At 59.8% G+C, this 18,169-nt stretch carries 14 protein-coding genes; 7 read left to right on the top strand and 7 right to left on the bottom strand.

Annotated features, from left to right (window positions below):
- Nucleotides 1–87: 87 nt before the first annotated feature.
- The 4 genes from WA225_RS13525 to WA225_RS13510 all read left to right on the top strand — a co-directional run bounded on the left by WA225_RS13525 (nucleotide 88) and on the right by WA225_RS13510 (nucleotide 4,635).
- The gene (locus tag WA225_RS13525; RefSeq protein WP_422608307.1) at nucleotides 88–2,001 is read left to right on the top strand and encodes a sigma-54-dependent Fis family transcriptional regulator; all 1,914 of its coding nucleotides are present in this window, start codon (nucleotides 88–90) and stop codon (nucleotides 1,999–2,001) included.
- A 363-nt stretch (nucleotides 2,002–2,364) separates the two neighbouring features.
- Entirely contained in the window at nucleotides 2,365–3,714 is a 1,350-nt protein-coding gene (gene mpl, locus WA225_RS13520) for a UDP-N-acetylmuramate:L-alanyl-gamma-D-glutamyl-meso-diaminopimelate ligase (RefSeq protein WP_007909560.1), read from the top strand.
- A complete protein-coding gene (gene ubiX, locus WA225_RS13515; RefSeq protein ID WP_422608306.1) occupies nucleotides 3,711–4,358 on the top strand; it encodes a flavin prenyltransferase UbiX in 648 nt (215 codons plus the stop codon). Before mpl ends, ubiX begins: the two co-directional genes overlap by 4 nt.
- Nucleotides 4,351–4,635, top strand: coding sequence for a YceK/YidQ family lipoprotein (locus WA225_RS13510; RefSeq protein ID WP_422608305.1), 285 nt, complete (start codon nucleotides 4,351–4,353; stop codon nucleotides 4,633–4,635). The genes ubiX and WA225_RS13510 overlap by 8 nt, the downstream gene beginning before the upstream one ends.
- A 135-nt stretch (nucleotides 4,636–4,770) precedes the next feature.
- On the opposite strand, the gene WA225_RS13505 is transcribed toward WA225_RS13510, so the two are convergent.
- The 3 genes from WA225_RS13505 to WA225_RS13495 all read right to left on the bottom strand — a co-directional run bounded on the left by WA225_RS13505 (nucleotide 4,771) and on the right by WA225_RS13495 (nucleotide 7,725).
- Nucleotides 4,771–5,412 (bottom strand): oxidoreductase, encoded by a 642-nt coding sequence (locus WA225_RS13505; protein ID WP_008083662.1) that lies wholly within the window; start codon nucleotides 5,410–5,412, stop codon nucleotides 4,771–4,773.
- A gap of 27 nt (nucleotides 5,413–5,439) precedes the next feature.
- On the bottom strand, nucleotides 5,440–7,167 hold the full coding sequence (locus tag WA225_RS13500) for a C13 family peptidase (protein WP_422608304.1): 1,728 nt from the start codon (nucleotides 7,165–7,167) through the stop codon (nucleotides 5,440–5,442).
- Nucleotides 7,168–7,269: 102 nt separating this feature from the next.
- Nucleotides 7,270–7,725, bottom strand: a complete 456-nt coding sequence (locus WA225_RS13495) for a MaoC family dehydratase (RefSeq protein ID WP_007909575.1) — start codon at nucleotides 7,723–7,725, stop codon at nucleotides 7,270–7,272.
- A gap of 180 nt (nucleotides 7,726–7,905) precedes the next feature.
- Here WA225_RS13495 and WA225_RS13490 point away from each other — a divergent pair, with 180 nt between their 5' ends.
- From WA225_RS13490 to WA225_RS13480, 3 genes are read left to right on the top strand one after another with little or no spacing between them, the layout of a single operon-like run.
- Nucleotides 7,906–8,268, top strand: coding sequence for a CidA/LrgA family protein (locus WA225_RS13490; RefSeq protein WP_422608303.1), 363 nt, complete (start codon nucleotides 7,906–7,908; stop codon nucleotides 8,266–8,268).
- A complete protein-coding gene (locus tag WA225_RS13485) occupies nucleotides 8,268–8,984 on the top strand; it encodes an LrgB family protein (RefSeq protein WP_122608110.1) in 717 nt (238 codons plus the stop codon). The genes WA225_RS13490 and WA225_RS13485 overlap by 1 nt, the downstream gene beginning before the upstream one ends.
- 10 nt (nucleotides 8,985–8,994) lie before the next feature.
- Complete coding sequence (locus tag WA225_RS13480) at nucleotides 8,995–9,585, top strand: LON peptidase substrate-binding domain-containing protein (RefSeq protein WP_422608302.1); 591 nt, start codon at nucleotides 8,995–8,997, stop codon at nucleotides 9,583–9,585.
- Between the two features lie 471 nt (nucleotides 9,586–10,056).
- On the opposite strand, the gene WA225_RS13475 is transcribed toward WA225_RS13480, so the two are convergent.
- From WA225_RS13475 to WA225_RS13460, 4 genes are all read right to left on the bottom strand, one after another.
- Nucleotides 10,057–13,557, bottom strand: a complete 3,501-nt coding sequence (locus tag WA225_RS13475) for a calcium-binding protein (RefSeq protein ID WP_422608301.1) — start codon at nucleotides 13,555–13,557, stop codon at nucleotides 10,057–10,059.
- An 81-nt stretch (nucleotides 13,558–13,638) separates the two neighbouring features.
- On the bottom strand, nucleotides 13,639–15,639 hold the full coding sequence (locus WA225_RS13470) for a hypothetical protein (RefSeq protein WP_422608300.1): 2,001 nt from the start codon (nucleotides 15,637–15,639) through the stop codon (nucleotides 13,639–13,641).
- Between the two features lie 309 nt (nucleotides 15,640–15,948).
- Complete coding sequence (locus WA225_RS13465) at nucleotides 15,949–17,265, bottom strand: bifunctional DedA family/phosphatase PAP2 family protein (protein ID WP_422608299.1); 1,317 nt, start codon at nucleotides 17,263–17,265, stop codon at nucleotides 15,949–15,951.
- Nucleotides 17,266–17,336: 71 nt separating this feature from the next.
- Nucleotides 17,337–18,035, bottom strand: a complete 699-nt coding sequence (locus tag WA225_RS13460) for a DNA-3-methyladenine glycosylase (protein ID WP_422608370.1) — start codon at nucleotides 18,033–18,035, stop codon at nucleotides 17,337–17,339.
- Nucleotides 18,036–18,169 lie beyond the last annotated feature (134 nt).

The following is an 18,169-nucleotide window of genomic DNA, read 5'->3' as shown; positions in this document are numbered from 1 at the left end:
TGCCAGCATTGCAATGCATCGATGGCTGGAGGATGCTGGGCGTCACCTCAGCATTGGGCCGTCGAGCCTCGGGGAGAACAATAAGAAATGCACGACAACCATTTGAGTCGCCATGCCCAACAGGTTCTCACCGTGACCCAGGGCAAACCGCACCTGCACGGTCCCGGTGCCGACCCGTCGATTGCCCGTTCGTGGCTGCGCTGTCTTGAGGATTACCATCTCGATCCAGCCTTGGCCATCGCGCCGACCGTGCTCGAACACGGCCGCGTTCTCGAAAGCCGTGAGCGCCTGCAGCAAGTGTTGCAGATCGCCGGCAATGAAATGAGCAGCCTGCATCAACAACTCTCCGGTGCCGGCCACGCGGTACTGCTGACCGACGCGCGCGGGGTGATCCTCAACTGCGTCACCGCGCCAGCCGAACGCAAGATCTTCGAACGTGCCGGCCTGTGGCTCGGCGCCGACTGGAGCGAAGCCTGTGAAGGCACCAACGGCATCGGCACCTGCCTGGTCGAGCGCCAGGCACTGACGATCCATCAGGATGAACACTTTCGCGGTCGCCACACCGGCCTGACCTGTTCGGCGAGCCCGGTATTCGACCCGCACGGCGAACTGCTCGCGGTGCTCGACGTGTCTTCGGCGCGCCACGATGTTTCACGGCAAAGCCAGTTCCACACCATGGCGCTGGTCAATCTGTCGGCGAAGATGATCGAGAGTTGCTACTTCCTGCGCTGTTTCGATAACCAATGGTTGTTGCGTTTTCATTTGCAGGCCGAATCGGTCGGGTTGTTCAGCGAAGGTTTGTTGGCGTTTGACGGCGAAGGGCGGATCAGTGCAGTCAACCAGAGTGCGCTGAATTTGCTTGGGCACATTCGCGGCGGCTTGCTGGGTAAACCGGTGGAAGCGTTTTTCGATTGTTCGCTGGATGAATTGCTTGGCCGCGCGAGTGCCAATGCCAGTGCCAGTTGGCCGTTGCGCACCCGCGACGGCCGGCATCTGTTTGCCGTGCTGCGCGGCGAATCGCGCAAACCTTTACCGATGGTACCGGCGCCAGTTGTAGCGCAAGCGCCGCGCCTGTCAGGCATCTGCCTTGGTGATGAGACGTTGCAGGCGGATTTCCGTAAAGCCTTGCGCGTCTTCGAGCGTGACGTACCGCTGCTGATCAACGGCGAAACCGGCTCCGGCAAAGAGGCCTTCGCCAAGGCTGTGCATCAGGCCAGTCAACGCTCCGCCAAAGCCTTCGTTGCGCTCAATTGCGCGGCCATTCCGGAAAGCCTGATCGAGAGTGAATTGTTCGGCTATCGCGGCGGCAGTTTCACCGGCGCACGCAAGGACGGAATGCGCGGCAAGTTGCAGCAGGCCGATGGCGGCACGTTGTTCCTCGATGAAATCGGTGACATGCCGTTGGCCTTGCAGACGCGCTTGTTGCGGGTGCTGGAGGATCGGCAAGTGGTGCCGATCGGCGGCGAGCCGGAGTCGGTCAACGTGCGGATCATCAGTGCGACGCACCGCAATTTGCTGGAGCGGGTCGCGGACGGCAGCTTCCGCGAGGATTTGTATTACCGGCTCAACGGCCTGGAAGTGGCGTTACCTGCGTTACGCGAGCGCAGTGATAAATCGCAATTGCTGGATTTTTTGCTGGCTGAAGAGGCGGGCGCTGAAGCGATCCTGATCGACGAGGCGGCGCGTCAGGCGTTGCTGGCCTTCAACTGGCCGGGGAATGTGCGGCAGTTGCGCAATGTGCTGCGCACGCTGGCGGCGTTGTGTGATGAAGGGCGGATCGGGATTGAGGATTTGCCGGTGATGATTCGGCAGGGGCGGCCGACAGTATTAGCGATCAAGGAATCCGATCATCCGCTGGAAGACGCCGAACGGTCGGCTCTGCTTAATGCGCTGGAGCAAACCCGCTGGCACATGACCCACACGGCGCAGCAACTGGGTGTCAGCCGCAATACCCTTTATAGAAAGCTGCGTAAGCATGGGATTGAGCGGCGAGTCAGTTAGAAGCCCCTCACCCTGGCCCTCTCCCGGAGGGAGAGGGGACTGACCGGGTCGGTCTACTGATCTACGCCGACCTGAACGATCGAGCCGAGCTCTGGATTGAAAGCAATCGAGATCGGCCCTCTAAAGGAATAGGGGACCGATCGAGGTGTTTTGGCGATTTACGCTGACCTGAAATATCGAGCCGAACTCTGGATTTGAAAGCAACGCAGATCGGCTCCCTCTCCCTTGGGAGAGGGCTGGGGTGAGGGGCGACAATCTACAGTCGAGCCAAATGCCAGGCCCAACCATCCCCGCTCAATCACCTAAAGAGTGCGATTTCCCCCTCCCTACGCTAACCTGCGGCCATGTTTTACGAGGTCGACTATGCACATTCATATTCTGGGTATCTGCGGGACTTTCATGGGCTCGATGGCAGTGTTGGCCAAAGAGCTGGGCCATCACGTGACCGGTTCCGACGCCAACGTCTATCCGCCGATGAGCACGCAGCTTGAAGCCCAGGGCATTCAGCTGACGCAGGGTTACGACCCGGCGCAGCTCGATCCGGCACCGGATCTGGTGGTGATCGGCAACGCTATGTCGCGCGGCAATCCGGCGGTGGAATATGTGCTGAACAAAGGCCTGCCCTACGTTTCCGGCCCGCAGTGGCTGGCCGATCACGTGCTGCAAGGGCGCTGGGTATTGGCGGTGGCCGGCACACACGGCAAGACCACCACCAGCAGCATGCTCGCCTGGGTCCTGGAACACGCCGGCATGAGCCCGGGCTTCCTGATCGGCGGCGTACCGCAGAACTTCTCGGTGTCGGCACGCTTGGGCGGCACGCCGTTCTTCGTGATCGAGGCCGACGAATACGACAGCGCCTTCTTCGACAAGCGCTCGAAGTTTGTCCATTACCGCCCACGCACCGCGATCCTCAATAACCTTGAGTTCGATCACGCGGACATCTTCCCGGATCTACCAGCGATCGAGCGGCAATTTCATCACTTGGTACGCACCATTCCGAGTGAAGGCCTGGTCATCCATCCGACCACCGAGCCGGCCTTGCAGCGAGTGATCGAAATGGGCTGCTGGACCCCGGTGCAAACCACCGGTGCCGGCGGTCAATGGCAGGTCAAACTGCTGAGCGAAGACGGTTCGGCATTCGAAGTGATGTTCGAAGGCGTGTCGCAAGGCACTGTCGAGTGGGAGCTGACCGGTCAGCACAACGTCGCCAACGCCTTGGCCGCGCTGGCGGCTGCACGTCACGTTGGCGTGGTGCCGTCGATGGGCATCGCCGGGTTGAGCGCGTTCAAGAACGTCAAACGGCGTATGGAGAAAGTCGCTGAAGTACGCGGCATCACCATTTACGACGACTTCGCCCACCACCCGACCGCCATCGCTACCACTCTGGACGGCCTGCGCAAACGCATCGGCGACGCGCCACTGATCGCGATCATCGAGCCGCGCTCCAACTCGATGAAACTCGGTGCGCACCGTGATGGTTTGCCGGACAGCGTGGTCGATGCCGATCAGGTGATCTGGTACGCCCCGGCCAACCTCGGCTGGGATTTGGCCGGCACTGCCGCGCTGTGCACCGTGCCGTCGATTGTCAGCGATTCGCTGGAAGGCATCATCGAACGCGTGAAGAGCCAGGCCCAGCCCGGCACACACGTGGTGATCATGAGCAACGGCGGCTTCGGCGGCCTGCACGGCAAACTCGCCGAGGCGCTGCAATGAACGCTCGTTTTGAGAGCAACGGACCCGAACGCATCACGCTGGCGATGACCGGCGCGTCCGGCGCGCAATACGGTCTGCGCCTGCTCGATTGTCTGGTGCGCGAAGATCGCGAAGTGCACTTCCTGATCTCCAAGGCTGCGCAACTGGTGATGGCCACTGAGACCGATGTCACGCTGCCGCCCAAGCCTCAGACGATGCAGGCATTCCTGACCGAATACACCGGGGCGGCGGCGGGACAGATCCGCGTGTACGGCAAGGAAGACTGGATGTCGCCGGTGGCCTCGGGGTCGGGCGCTCCAGCGGCGATGGTCGTGGTGCCGTGCTCGACGGGCACGCTGTCGGCGATTGCCACCGGCGCCTGCAACAACCTGATCGAGCGCGCTGCCGATGTCACTTTGAAGGAGCGCCGCCAGTTGATTCTGGTGCCGCGCGAAGCGCCGTATTCGAGTATTCATCTGGAGCACATGCTCAAGCTGTCGAACATGGGCGTGACCATTCTGCCGGCTTCGCCGGGCTTTTATCACCAGCCACAGACCATTGACGACCTGATCGATTTCGTCGTGGCACGGATTCTCAATCTGCTCGGCATTCCCCAGGACATGCTGCCGCGTTGGGGTGAGCATCATCTGAGCAGCGATGAATAAGCTGCTGGCGCTGGTGCTGGTGTTGCAACTGAGCGGGTGCGCCACGGCGCGCACGCTGGATGCGGCCAAGCCCGGCGCGCCGGTGGTGTACTCGGGCACGCGCCTGGACTTGTACGCCATGAATGGCGGGTGCTGCGCGATGGATCGGTTCGGGGCTGAGGCGCCGAGCTACCCGGGCGTGGATCTGCCAGCGAGTGCGTTGCTCGATACACTGCTGTTGCCGCTGTCATTGCTGACCGTAATCGGCGTGAGTTTTCAGGCGACTGGTGGATTGTAGGGGAGTGCTGCGCACTCCATTCGCGGGCAAGCCACGCTCCCACAGGTTTCTATGTCGTTCACAGAATCTGTGGTCGCTGAAAAATACTGTGGGAGCGGGCTTGCCCGCGAAGAGGCCAGCCCAGGCACCGCAAGATTATTTGCCCAGTTTGCGCAAATCATCCGACTCGATCACGCGAACCCCATCCTGCTCCTCCAGGGCCAGGCGCCACATTGCCCGGGCAAGTTGGCAGGCTTCGATGCCGCGGTATTTACCCGGAATCAGCTTGGACAACGGCCCGGCCAGTTGCTCGGCCAAGCGCGGTTCAGTTCGTTCACCCAGCAACAGCGAAGGCCGGCAAATGGTCAGTTGCGGCCAGTCCTGCGCGCGCAGTGCCTGCTCCATTTCGCCTTTGACCCGGTTGTAGAAAACCGACGACTTCGGATCGGCGCCGATCGCGCTGATCACAATCAGGTGCCGCGCGCCCATTTCCCGCGCACGTTTGGCGAACGCCACGACCATGTCCAGATCCACCGCGCGAAACGCAGCTTCCGAGCCGGCCTGCTTGATCGTGGTGCCGAGGCAGCAGTAGGCGATATCGACGCGGCCACTGAGCTGCGGCAGAAACACCTGCGGATCGCCGACCGGGTTTTCCAGGTGCGGATGTTCGGCCAATGGCCGGCGCGAAGGGGCGAGCACGCGCGAAATCGTTGGTTCGTTAAGCAAACGGTCGAGCAGATGTTCACCGGTCAAGCCGGTGGCTCCCGCAAGCAATACGTGCTGAGGCGTCAAGTACATAGTGTCTCTCCCTTGATACTGTTCAGCTTAGTTGCTCTTTGTCGCTCCGTCGTTCAACGCAGCACTTTGCAATGCTTTTCTCGCTTGCTGTTTGCGCAACAGTTGCCAGTGCGCCAGCACGGTCTTCGGTGCCCAGATCTGCGGCTCCGAGGCTTCGAAATTGTCCGCCAGTTCACGCTCGGCAACAGTGGCCTTGGCCAGTTTGAAAGCCTGCTCCAGATCATCGGTCTGGTTCAGCGCCTGGGCGAACAGGGCGTCGCCGAAGTAGGTGAAGTTGGCTTCTTCCGAGCAGCCGAAGGACACCCGATCAGCGCGCGAGGCGGTCATGATCAGCGTGCGTTCGTCTTTCAGCGCCGGGATGAAACCGCCGGAATAGCACGATGAAATCACGATGATCTTGTCGCGGTTTTTCAGCGGCGCCAGCACGGCGGCGAGTTCGTCGGCGGGCAGGTCGGCCAGTTCCATGCGCGGTTGGTCGAGCACCAGTTCATGCTCGGCGGTGCCGTGGCTGGTCAGGTAGATGAACAGCAAGTCTTCCGGGCCACTGCGTTCGGCGAGGGTTTGCGCGGCGCGGCGCAGGTTTTCACGGGTGGCCATCGGCCGGTCGGCCAGGTGGTCGCGGTGGTTGACCAGACGGATCTGGCCATAGGCACCGAAGCGTGTGCTGAGCATGTTGGCGACGTAATCGGATTCGCGCAGGAACACGCTTTGCTTGCCGTCACCGCCAAGGGTCAGGGTGTACAGCTCGACTGCCGGGGTCGATGCGGGGATGGCGGCCAACGCGTCATCGAGCAGGCGGCCCTGAGCAAGCAGGCCGAGTTCAAGGGTGTCGGGCAGCAACTTGCCATCGGCATCGCGCACGCGCTGGCCGTTGATCCAGATGCCGCTCATCACGCTGCCATCGGTGAGCACCAGGGTGCCGCGTCCGGAGTAGCTGTCGTTGTCGAAGCCGCCGATGTAAAAGCTGCCATCGGACAGGTTCAAGCGGCCCTGACCGCTGAAGCGCCAGTCGCTGAACGTGCCGATGTAATGGCTACCGTCGGCGCCGATCAGTTCGCCCTTGCCGGTCAGCGCGCCTTCCTTGAACTGGCCCAGCCAGACGTCGCCGTCAGCGTTTTCGTAGCGACCCTTGCCGTGCAATTGATTGTTCTTGAAACCGCCGACGTAGATGTCGCCGTCGGCACTGTTGAAGGTGCCGTTGCCTTCCAGCTGACCGTTGACGAAATGGCCGCTGAACGAATTGCCGCTGGCATCGCCGCGCTGCCCTTCGCCGTTGGGTTTGCCGTGGGCGAACTGGCCTTGATAGGAACTGCCGTCGTCCATCTCCAGACGACCGAGCCCGGAATATTGATCGGCCTTGAACTCGCCACGGTAGGTCATGGCGTTTTCTTTCAGCGTACCTTCGCCGTCACGCCGGCCCTGCTTGAAGCCGCCGGTGTAACTGCTGGCGTTGGTGGTCAGGCTGCCCTGGCCATCGAACAGTCCTAGCTGGAACTGGCCGCGATAGACCTCGCCATTGCTGCCGTGCCATTCCCCTTGGCCATGCCATTGGCCCTTGTCGAACTGGCCGGCGTACCAACTGCCGTTGGGGTAGTCGACGCGCCCCTGACCTTGCAGCAAGCCATCAACCAGTTCACCGCGATAGCGTCCGCCGTCCGGCAGGCGCGCATCCGGCGGCAACAGCGACTCGCCGTCGCCGCAAGCGGTGAGCATCAAGGTCAGGGCAATGGGTGCAAGAGAAGCGAGTGAGCGCATAGCGGGATCCGGGCAATTAGGCGACCGAGTATGCCGCAGCTATGCGTCGCATAAATAGAGACGTGACGCGAAACAGCGTGCGCTGCTTCGCATCCGGAACGTTTAGACGAAGCAGAGCGACAGCGGCTCGGCGATGTAGGCCGGTTTGTCCGAGCCTTCTATCTCAAGCGTTGCGGTCGCTTTGAGCAGCCATTGGCCGGGCTTTTTCTCGGTCACTTCACCCAGATCGACCTTGAGGCGAACTTTCGAATTGACCTTCACTGGCTGGATGAAACGCACGCTGTCCAGACCATAGTTGACCACCATCTTCACGCCTTGCGGCAGGATCAGGATGTCTTCCATCAGTTTGGGGATCAGCGACAACGACAGGAAACCGTGGGCGATGGTGCTGCCAAATGGCGTTTGCGCGGCTTTGACCGGGTCGACGTGAATGAACTGATAATCACCGGTGGCTTCGGCGAACAGGTTGATACGCTCCTGATCGATGGTGAGCCATTCGGAACGTCCGAGTTCCTTGCCGACATAATCTTTGAGCTCTGCAACTGGAACATAGGGCATTGAGACTCTCCTTGGGTTCATCGGTTTTATAGTTTTTCAGGTGGGGGGATTTGACCTCCCTGCGAACCACTGTAGATCATCATGGCGGTTTGCTCCGGTCAACCGACCATGCTTTTGGCGAATGCCGATCCATAGCGCAGGCGTGCTTATAATGCGGGCGACTTGCGGGGGAGATGTCTGATGTTGTTACGTGGCCTGACCATGCTGGTGCTGTTCCAATTGCTCGGCACGGCGCTCAATCACTTGCTGTTGCCGGTATTGCCGGGGCCGATCATCGGCCTGCTGTTGTTGCTGATCTTCCTGATCGTTCGCGGTGAAGTCGGTGAACCGCTGAACCTTGCCGCCGGCAGTCTGCTGCGTTATCTGCCGTTGCTGCTGGTGCCGCCGGCGGTGGGCGTGATGGTTTATGCGAGCGACATTGCCGCGGATTTCTGGGCGATTGTCGGCGCACTGGTGCTGTCGCTGATCCTGTCGATGGCGTTCGCCGGGGTGCTGATGCAGCGCCTGGTCAAGCGTCACGCGCACCGGTCGGAGGAATCCTGATGCTGTTTGATTGGCAAGGCGCCTGGGCTTCGGTCATTCATCATCCGCTGTTCGGCATCGGCATCACCCTCGGTGCCTATCAACTGGTGCTGGCAGCGTTCGAGAAAACCCGCTGGATCTTTCTGCAACCGGTGCTGGTCTCCATGCTGTTGGTGATCGGTGTGCTGGTCGGCTGCGGCCTGACCTACGCCGAGTACCGCAAGAGCACCGAGATCCTCAGCATTCTGCTGGGCCCGGCAACCGTGGCACTAGCGGTGCCGCTGTATCTCAACCTGCGGCGCATTCGCCAATTGTTCTGGCCGATTTTTACTACGCTGGTGATAGGCGGGGTGGTCGCAACGGGCATGGGCGTGTTGCTGGGCTGGTGGTTTGGTGCCGAGCACATGATCCTGATGACCATGGCGCCGAAGTCGGTGACCTCGCCGATAGCGATGCTGGTGGCTGAGCAGATTGGTGGCGTTGCGGCGCTGGCGGCGGTGTTCGTGTTGATCACCGGGGTGATCGGTGCGATCTTCGGCCCGGCGTTGCTGACCCGCCTCGGCGTGCACAGTCCCGAGGCGCGCGGCATGGCGCTGGGCATGACTGCCCACGCGGTTGGCACGGCGGTGGCGATGCAGGAAAGTGATGAGTGCGGTGCCTTCGCGGCGCTGGCTATGAGTCTGATGGGCGTGGCCACGGCGGTCTTCCTGCCGTTGGCGGTGTCGATGGTGGTGTAAGGAAATGTCTATGAGTCTGCCGCTTTTTCCGCTGAACACAGTGCTGTTTCCCGGCTGCAACCTCGACTTGCAGATCTTCGAGGCGCGCTATCTGGACATGATCGGCCGCTGCATGAAACAGGGTGGTGGCTTCGGTGTGGTCTGCATTCTTGACGGCCACGAAGTCGGCGTCGCACCCGAAGGCTTTGCCCTGGTCGGCTGCGAAGCGCGCATCACCGACTTCCAGCAACAGGACAACGGCCTGCTGGGGATTCGCGTGCAGGGCGGCCGGCGCTTCACGGTCTTGCGCACTGAAGTGCAACGCGACCAGTTGATCCTCGCCGAAGTCGACTGGCTGGACGATGAGCCCGAGCAACCGTTGCAGGAAGAAGATGCCGATCTGGTGGCGCTGCTCAAGGCGCTGGCCGAACACCCGATGGTCGAAGCGCTGAACATGGGCACCGAGGCGCTGGGGCAGCAGTCCCTGGCGAACCAGTTGGCGTATCTGCTGCCCTTCGCCGAGGAAGACAAGATCGACTTGCTGCAACTGGATGACCCGCAGCAACGCCTGGATGCGATTCAAGCCTTGCTCGATGAGTTGCAAGGTGAGCTGTTCGCTTAGTTTTACTTTGAATCAAGTCTTGGCACTTGCCAGCATTGTTTTAGTTTTGTCTTTATCTTAGTTTTGAATTGCCCACAGGGAGTGGGCAACTTGACTTGTAATAAGGATGAACTCATGACTGTATACGAAGACGAATGGCTGTTCTGGGACGATATTGCTGGCAGGTAAGCGAACCGCACAACAAGCCCTTGTATCGCAACGTGGAAGCTGAAATGAGCACGTTCCTGAATGTAGATCCCAATGTTTCCGGGCATAATGCATTCAATAACAAGCCTGCAATATTTGTGATCAGAGTGCTTAAGTAACGTGTAAGTTTCTTTAATAAAAAAACGCCATTCATGATTAAAGTGAATGGCGTTTTTTTTGTCAGACGCGGTAATGTTGATCAAACAGCCATCCATTGGCTGCGTCGAGCTGAACGCTGGTGCCGCCCCTAAAGGCCGCACCAGCAGATAAGGCCATGTAAAAAGGTCAGGCTTTTTCCGCCCGCAGGATCACCAGATCGTCGGTTTTGATCCGCACCTGCGGGTCGTTATTCAGGCTCCAGTATTGCTTTATCGAGTTATAAAACACCGTGCCCGTGCTCGCGGATTTGAGGCCGAGGTGGCTGACATAGACTTTGCCGGCCAGTTCGTGTCGTTGTTGATGCCGATCGATATCGGCCATCAGCGCTTCAACGCTGGCGTAACCGCGGGCATCGATAACGTAGAGCTGGAACACTTCAAACAGCAGTGACACTTCATACACATTGCCGGACGTAGTTGCCACGCTGATGGATTCGACCGGAGCGTCTTCGTCGATAGCGGGTAACTCGACCGTGACGCTGGCGATCAGCAGGGTGTTGCCGTCCAGTCGGATATCTTCGCGGGTCACCGGCTCTTTCAGTGCCTGGGTGTACAGGTTCCAGATGGAGGCGTTGGCCGTCTTGGCGGCAGCCCCCGGCGTCGACAAACGAACAATCGAGTTGCTGGCCAAATGCACGTCATAAATGGAGCTTTGCCCTTCGAACACATAGATGCCGGTGTGGGCTCTGGTGTCGATGGTGATCTTGCTGGCACTGGCATCAAGAAGTTTGCGTTCGGTGGCTAACGGCCTGACAAGCGGGTACTGGCCATTGCGGCGCTTGAGCCAGCCACGGCTGCTGTAGATCTTGGTGCCGGGCTCGCGTGCATCCGCTTCGTAGTTCAGATCGGGAACTTGAATCCGATAAGAAACGCCGTCCTGCAGGGTAATGACCGTGTCGTGTATCAGCCGCACCGTAGTGACCTTCAGGCCGTTACGCCCGCTGTAACCGGTAGCCGCGGCAATGGGTTGAACCACGCCTTTGAACATTACGACTTTCGATGGCAGCAGAATCGAGAGCGTGATGTCCTGGTACGTCAGGTGCTGGTTACCGGAAACACCCTCGTGGATTTGCGCGGTATAGCTCACGACCACGTCGACGATTTCACTGTCCTTGAAGTCCAGGTAAACGGTCCTGGCCGATTCCGATGTGTTTCGCACGGCGTCAAATTCGACTCGATGATCGGTGCGCGCGACAAAATGCTGATGCAAACTTTGGCCGGTGATTTCAACCGTGCCGCTGTTGACAATTTCCGGCGCGGGCGCCGGTTTTCCATCAATGCTTATTGCAACTTCAACAGACAGTCTCGGCGCTTGTCCCGGTTGCACGGGCAACAGCGCCTGCAATTCAAAACCATCCTGAGTCTTGAACCGCCACTGCGCATTCTTCAACAGGCGTTCGCCATCGACCCGCTGATAAATATCAATAAGGCTTAATTCATGCAGCGCTTCGTCGCCATCCTTGTCACGCAATGAGCGCACGATCAGGTGGGTGTCGTCGATCTCCCATTGTTGAATATCCGCCAGCGGCCAGCCCAATTCGATCAGGCTGGAGTCTTTAGCGTCTTCAATGATGGTCGTCTGCACGTTGGTGTTGGCGATGCGATAGTGATCGGCGCCACTGCCACCGTTCGCAATCGAGAAGGCTCCGGTCAGGTCAATCCTGTCGTCGCCAGCGCCCGCGTTGATGCGATCGTTGCCATTGGCGCAGATCCGGTTGGCGTCGTCATTACCGATGACCACGCTTGAGCCTTGATGCAAGGTCGAGACATTTTCGATGGATGACAGCTGTGCAATAGCGTCGTTGGCCACCGCCGTATTGAAGTTGCGTAACGCCAGCGTGCCGTTCTGCAGATTGATGTCATGACCGACATGGCGCGTTTCCATGCGCGGGCGGCTGCCTTCGAGCGCCAGCGTGTCACTGCCGGCGCCGCCATCCAGGTGACTGAGTCGAGCCGGTGTTGCCGCGCGATTGAGTTGCTCTGCGCTAACTATTTGATGGAATAAATCATCCCGGTCGCCGCCGCTGAGCGTTTTCTGACCGTCGCGATAGGTGAATACGTTGGGTGTGGCCTGGACGCCGGTGATCTGGTCACTGCCATCGCCCAGACGCCAGAGCACACCTTTGCCTTCGCCGGCACTGCCCGAGACCTTGCCGTTGAGGTCCGCCGGCAAGCCCTTGCTGGCATCGATGACATCGTCAGCGCCGACGATGGTCACTTGGGTGTCGAGTTTGAACGGTTTCTCGCCAGCGCTTTCGTCCCATTGATAGCGCCAGATTTCTACGGGCACCAACTCGACCTTGAATGCACCGTTGATCACGTGTTCGATGGAATTCTTGTAAGCCCCTTCAAGCAGTTCCCTGGCCGACAACTGCAACTGCTTCTGGTGATCAGCGAAACCCTTGGAGAGTTTGAAGCGATCCATGACGTCCTTGTCCAGCTCCTGGCCGGTGAACGCAAACCAGCCCGAGCGCAGGCGTTCGTGCGCGCTGAGCTCGATGTAGTCATCGATGTCGTCGACCACTCTGGCCGCCTGATAAATCATCGAGCCGGCAATGAGCAGCGCGGCGGCGGCAAGGCCGACCGGGCCGGCGGTGCTGCCGAAACCTGCCAGCGCGGCGACGCCCAGCACCAGGCTGATGCCGGCACTCGCGACGCTCAGACCCGCGCTGACATAATGATCCTGCGCTTCCTTGCCTTGCGATGCGGCGGCGGCATTGAACGATTTCACTGCATCAGCAATGTCGAACGGCAGGGTGATCGCACTGGCGAACATGCCCGCGCCACGGCTCATGTATTTGCCGACCGACGACAGGGGGAAATACTTGAACGCGGTCGCGCCGTTGGTGAGCATCGCCTGACCGGTTTTGGTCAGGCCCTGTTCGATAATCAGTGATCCCAGTTCGGCGGCAATCGAGCCCCCCTGAAACACCGCTTCGAGGCTGTCGCCGCGTTTGATCGCGTCGATCATCGCGTTGTAACCGCTATAAATGCCGAACGCTTGCAGGCCAACGCCGGCACCACTCATCAAGTAGCTTTTATTGCGATTGACCCAATCGGGCGTATTTTCAAACGATACGACTCGATGAATATCCAGTTTTTGCGCGGCTTTACCCAATTGATTCAGGCGATCTACCGCACTGCCAGGTTCCAGCCCGGTAACGCTGGAAAACAGCGGCGGGGCACCGATCGAACGTTTGCAGGCAATTTCGTAAAACAGCAGGGCGGCGACGCCGCTGTCGGGGCTGTCGACGGACTTCAGTCGCACCACGACTGTGTCCGAATCGAAGTTGAGCCCGTCCAGAAAAGCCTGATCGGCGCTCTGCATGCCGGCATTCGCCGGGCTGATTGCCTGGCCATTGACCGTGGCGCCCAGGGCTTTGAGCTCGACCCGACTGGTCAGAATCTCGCCGATGCGCAGCGGGCCGAAATGTTTGTCCAGGGCTTTGAGGGTTTTGTGCTGGACCTGATCAGCACCGGCGGTCGAAGCGGGGACAGCGCTCGATGCGTGTGAGCTGGCCAGCCTGCCAGCCTCGGGTGCATGCGGATTGGTCAGGGCCGTGAGCGGCGCTATCTGGATGGGTGATGCCGCCAATGCTGGATCGGCAGATGCGATGAGTTTTGACACGTATTAGTCCTTTAATGGTGAGCGCTTGCAGCCGGTATCCGTACCGGGGTGTCGGTGATGTTGCGTGGTGGCGTGTCTGCCTCAGGGCCACTGGATGTCATAACCGAACTCTTTCTGGCTGCCCGACAGCTTGAGGATCGGCTTGCCTGCCGCTTCGACCCCGTCGATCAATTGATCGTATTCGTGTGAGTTGGCGTGACCGGCCTGAGTGGCCCACTCGATGCGTTCGGCGCGGGTGCCTGCCTGCACCCGGATGTCGTCGACGTTTGCCGCTTTGGTGCGGGCAGAATTCAATAACCAGATGCGATCAGCGTCGAGTCCGCTGCGCGAGACTGAAATCAATCCTTCGAAGTCGTCCTCCGGAAACCAGGCGGGGTCTTTTTGAGCGCCCCAGTTAAACGAGTGATTTTCTTCGCGAGGGACGACTTCGATGTTCCGGGTATCGAGCAGGTAGAGAAACATTTCCGATTGCCGCGTTCTGACTGCGGTGTAATTGCGCTCGTGATCCCAGGCTCGTGTACTTTCATCATCGGACGAATCACTGGCGTCGCTGCTGTCGCTGTCACTCGAATCGCTGGCATCAGTGTCTGTGGGTTTCTTGCCGGGATGCTTATTGGTCTGGGTGTTGTAGAGCAGGTATTCGGGGTCTGGGGCTTTGGCATACATCATCCCCTCGTTAAGGCTGAACGTGGCGCTCATCGGCCGGTCTTCGGTGGTGGCGCCGGGTTTGTGTTTCATGCGCGGCAGCATGGCGTCGTCGTTGGCGATTTCGAACGGCGTGCGATCGTCGGCCCTGAACAGTGCGGGGACATCGGTCAGATAGAGCAGGTTGTGCTTGTTGCGCCGGTAACCCATCTGCTTCAACAGCGTCTCGCGCAGTGCCGGGGTCATGGAAGACTCTGGTGAATACCAAGGGTGTTTGGCGCCGCGTTTCAGTTCCAGTTCCGTGACGGTGTCGCGGGCGAGTTGCTCCAGGCGTTGCGGGTGGGCCAGGTCTTGAGTCAACTGTTTATGCGACTCGGCCCAGTGTGGCAGGCTCAGTTCGGTGCGCAGGTGTTGTTGCAGGCGGGTTAACTGGCTGGGAAGCAGGTTGTAACTTTGCAGCCAGCTTTCGCGTTGGCTGGCGTTCATCTGCGGGTGCAGCCACCTGAGACCATTGTTGAGCAGGTCCGTGACCGGGGTTTGGGCGATGACCGGCTCAACCCATTTCGGCGGCATGCCAGACGCCTGTGCCTGCGTTCGAAAGCGTTCGATGTCTGCGCCGTGAATGCGGTAAAGATCAAAAATCTCTTTGTCGGTCCAGTGCGCCAGATTGGCCGGTTTTGCGCCGAATCCACCGCTGGGCGGATCCACCTGAATCCATTTGTTGTCGTCGGCGCGAAACGCGAACAACGTCTCGGAGGCGGCCGTGGGCAATGACCAGCGCGGGGTCAACTCGTAATAGCCTTGCGCGTCGGGAGAGCGCAGCGTCGCTGAGTAGGCGGAGGCATCCGCATACACCAGCGGGGTGGCCGAGCGTGGTCGTTGCGCCTGAGGGGCATCAGTCGTTGCCGGCGCCGGACGTTTTTGCGGCAGCGGCGTGCTTGCATCCAGACGCCAGGTCGGTGCCTGCGGATTTTTTACCACCAGCGGGCCGGAGGCATCCCTCTCTCTCAGGCGCTTTATGCGGTACGCACCGTTGATGGGCTCTTGGGCGACATTCACGGTGTGCAGCACGCCCTCGTATTCCACATCGACAAATTTTCGCCCGACGATGTGGCGCACGCCGGTTTCATCCGGCGCTTGCATGCCGCGCAGTAATGCTTCGGGAAGCCAGTAAGTTTCAATTGAAGAGTCTTCAGCCGGGTCGACGATGTTGCGGGTCACTATTGGCGTGACTTCAACGGCGGATGTTTGCGGCGGTCTGTTACTCGAAGGTTGCTGAAGAGTTTGAAATGGGTTGTTGGTGTCGGGCGAATTGAACTCCGTGTTTCGAAACAAGAAGGGCTCGGCCGAGTTGTCGGGTCGTGCAGCGGAATGAGTGGTTGTTTCTGCACCACTAGATGTCGATGCAGCGGGTTTGCGCGGTATTTTTGGACTCATGGAGAACTCGTGGTTAATTGGTTTTTATAGGTGTGAGTTTTTGCGTGTTAATAATGTGGAAGTTCGGTGTGAAGTTATTTGTATATAGATGTTTGTTTTTTGTTGGTGCGGTTTATATTTTTAATCTAATTGATTTTTAGGGTGGATAGTTGGTGCTGGTTGAATTGTTTGGGGTTGAATATGTAACTTGAGGTTTTTAATGCGCGCAGCATTAACCAGAAGTTTCGAGTTCATCAAAACTTCTGGCCAGCCTATGGGGAGGGGGCAGCAGCCGCTCTTTGGCGCGGCCGCGGAGCGGTGTGGGGACGGTCAGTAGGCGTAACGCAACAGGGTGTGTGGCAAATGGCGCAGGACGAAGAAACTGAACATTGCCACCAATGCCGGCAGGATCAGCCACCAGACCTTGAAGGGCATGGGCTTGAGCGGCGTCGAGCGCTGGCTCAGCCACAGGCTTGCAGCACAGACGCAACTGGCGAGCATGGCACCGGCGAGAACGTCGGTCGGCCAGTGCGCGCCCAGATAAACCCGCGACAGGGCGATGGCCAGCGCCGGTATGCAGCCGATCAGCAGCCAGGTCAGGCGCATGCGCGGCGGCTGGCCTCGACCTGCCAGCACCGCAAGGGTCAGAAACAGCGCAAACGAACCCGAGGCATGGCCGCTGGGCATGCTGTAGGTGGTCAGCGGATCGCTCAGCACTTCGGGGCGCACCCGGGCAAAAAAGTATTTTGTCCCGGTGTTGGCCAGCGCGGTGACCAGCAGTGTGCCGCCGGCAAACAGCGCGTGGCGCCATTGTCGGCACAGCAACAGCAGGGCTACGAGCAGGGCACTGAACATCAGCATGTTGCGGAACTCACCGATCAGGGTGAACGTGACGGCGATCTCATCCAGCAGCGGTTGACGGTGTTCCTGCACCAGCGTCATCACACCTTGATCGAGGGCGGTCAGGTAGGGGTAGCCGATGAACAGGCCGATCAGAATCAACAAGCTCATGCTACTGATCCACACGGATGCGCGGCGATGTCGGCGCAGGCTGCTGTTGACGCTGAGGCCGACCATCACGGCAATACTGGCGGCGACGATGCCGGCCTGCAGCCAGAAGCCTTCCGGCAGCGGTAAGCGAATCGCCGCCCCCGTGGCCCAGCCCGGCAGCAGATAGGCGACGCTCCAGCCCGCGGCGGCCAGCAGGCTCACGGCGGCAAAACGCGCGAAGGGCATGTCGCACATCCCCGCGACCATCGGCAGCATCGGTCGCAGAGGGCCGATGAAGCGCCCGACCAGCAGGCTGGCAATGCCATAACGCTGGAAGTAGCTCTCGGCGCCAGCCATCCATTCCGGATGATGACGCAGGCCGGGCAGACGGCGGATGTTCTGGTGAAAGTGGCGGCCGAGGAAGTACGAAATCGCATCACCCAGAATCCCGCCGAGAAAACCCAGCAGCAAGGTTTCGCTCAATGACAGCGCGCCGCTGCCGGCCAGCACGGCCACCGCAAACAGCAACACCGTGCCGGGCACGATCAATCCGGCAATCGCCAGGCATTCGACGCACGCGACAATAAACACTGCTGCGGCCAGCCACTGTGGATTGGCCGCCAGCCAACCGGTCACGCTATCGAGCCATGGGCCCATACAAACCACTCCATCAAATCTTCAATTGGCTCCCACTGGGGGATTTCATCTTTTGCACAATGGCTGTCATTTCAGCTCAGCAGGAAATAATCCCGGCCTTCGACCTGACCCCGGCGCAGCGGGTTCCGCGTGCACCATTGCGCATACGCCGCGTCGACAAAGCGGTACATCAGGTGTTCATCGCGACCGTGGGGGATGCCCAATCGTGTGGTCTGGATAATGTGGCCGGGCGCAGGCCCGGAGTCTTGCACCAGCAGCACTTCGTGATCGAAGCGCTTGGCGTCCCATACCGGTACTTTCAAACCCAGCGCCTTGCACAGCAAGGTCTGCCCGGCGCAGAGTTTTTGCGACGGCCGCGGGCGACCTTGTGCATCCGGGTTGTTCAACAACATCTGCGCCAGGCTCGCCGGCCCGCTGATTTCATCGACCCAGGGATAGGCCGATTTGATCAGCACGGCATTGCCCGGCCCCTGTGCGCTGAAATTCAGCGAATCGCCGCCACGGGCGTAATACATATAGATGTGGCCGCCATCCAGAAACAAAGCCTTACGCTTTTCTGTGTAGCCGAGCGAAGCGTGGCTGCCTTTTTCCGCGCAGTAATAGGCTTCGGTTTCGATGATGCGCGCGCTCAGCCACAGACTGCCGACCCGGTGGCGGATGACTTTGCCCAGCAGATCGCGGGCGAGCACTTGGGCGTCACGGTCGAAAAAAGCGTCCGGGAGCCCCAGCGGCAGGCGCTCGGGATGGGAGCGAACGGTCAGGTTGGACATGGCAGGCACGGTTTATCCAGGCTGAAGAGGTCGTGATGATAACAATCCACAGCTTAATTACGGCTGAACGTCGGCGATTCGCGGTTCATTTCGACCATCCGCCCGTCACCGCTGTTAGTCCCGGGACGCGACAG

It is taken from the genome of Pseudomonas sp., assembly GCF_049300855.1.
Lineage (GTDB): Bacteria > Pseudomonadota > Gammaproteobacteria > Pseudomonadales > Pseudomonadaceae > Aquipseudomonas.
The sequence above is the reverse complement of the archived record's forward strand: the minus strand, read 5'-3'. Positions and strand labels throughout refer to the sequence as shown.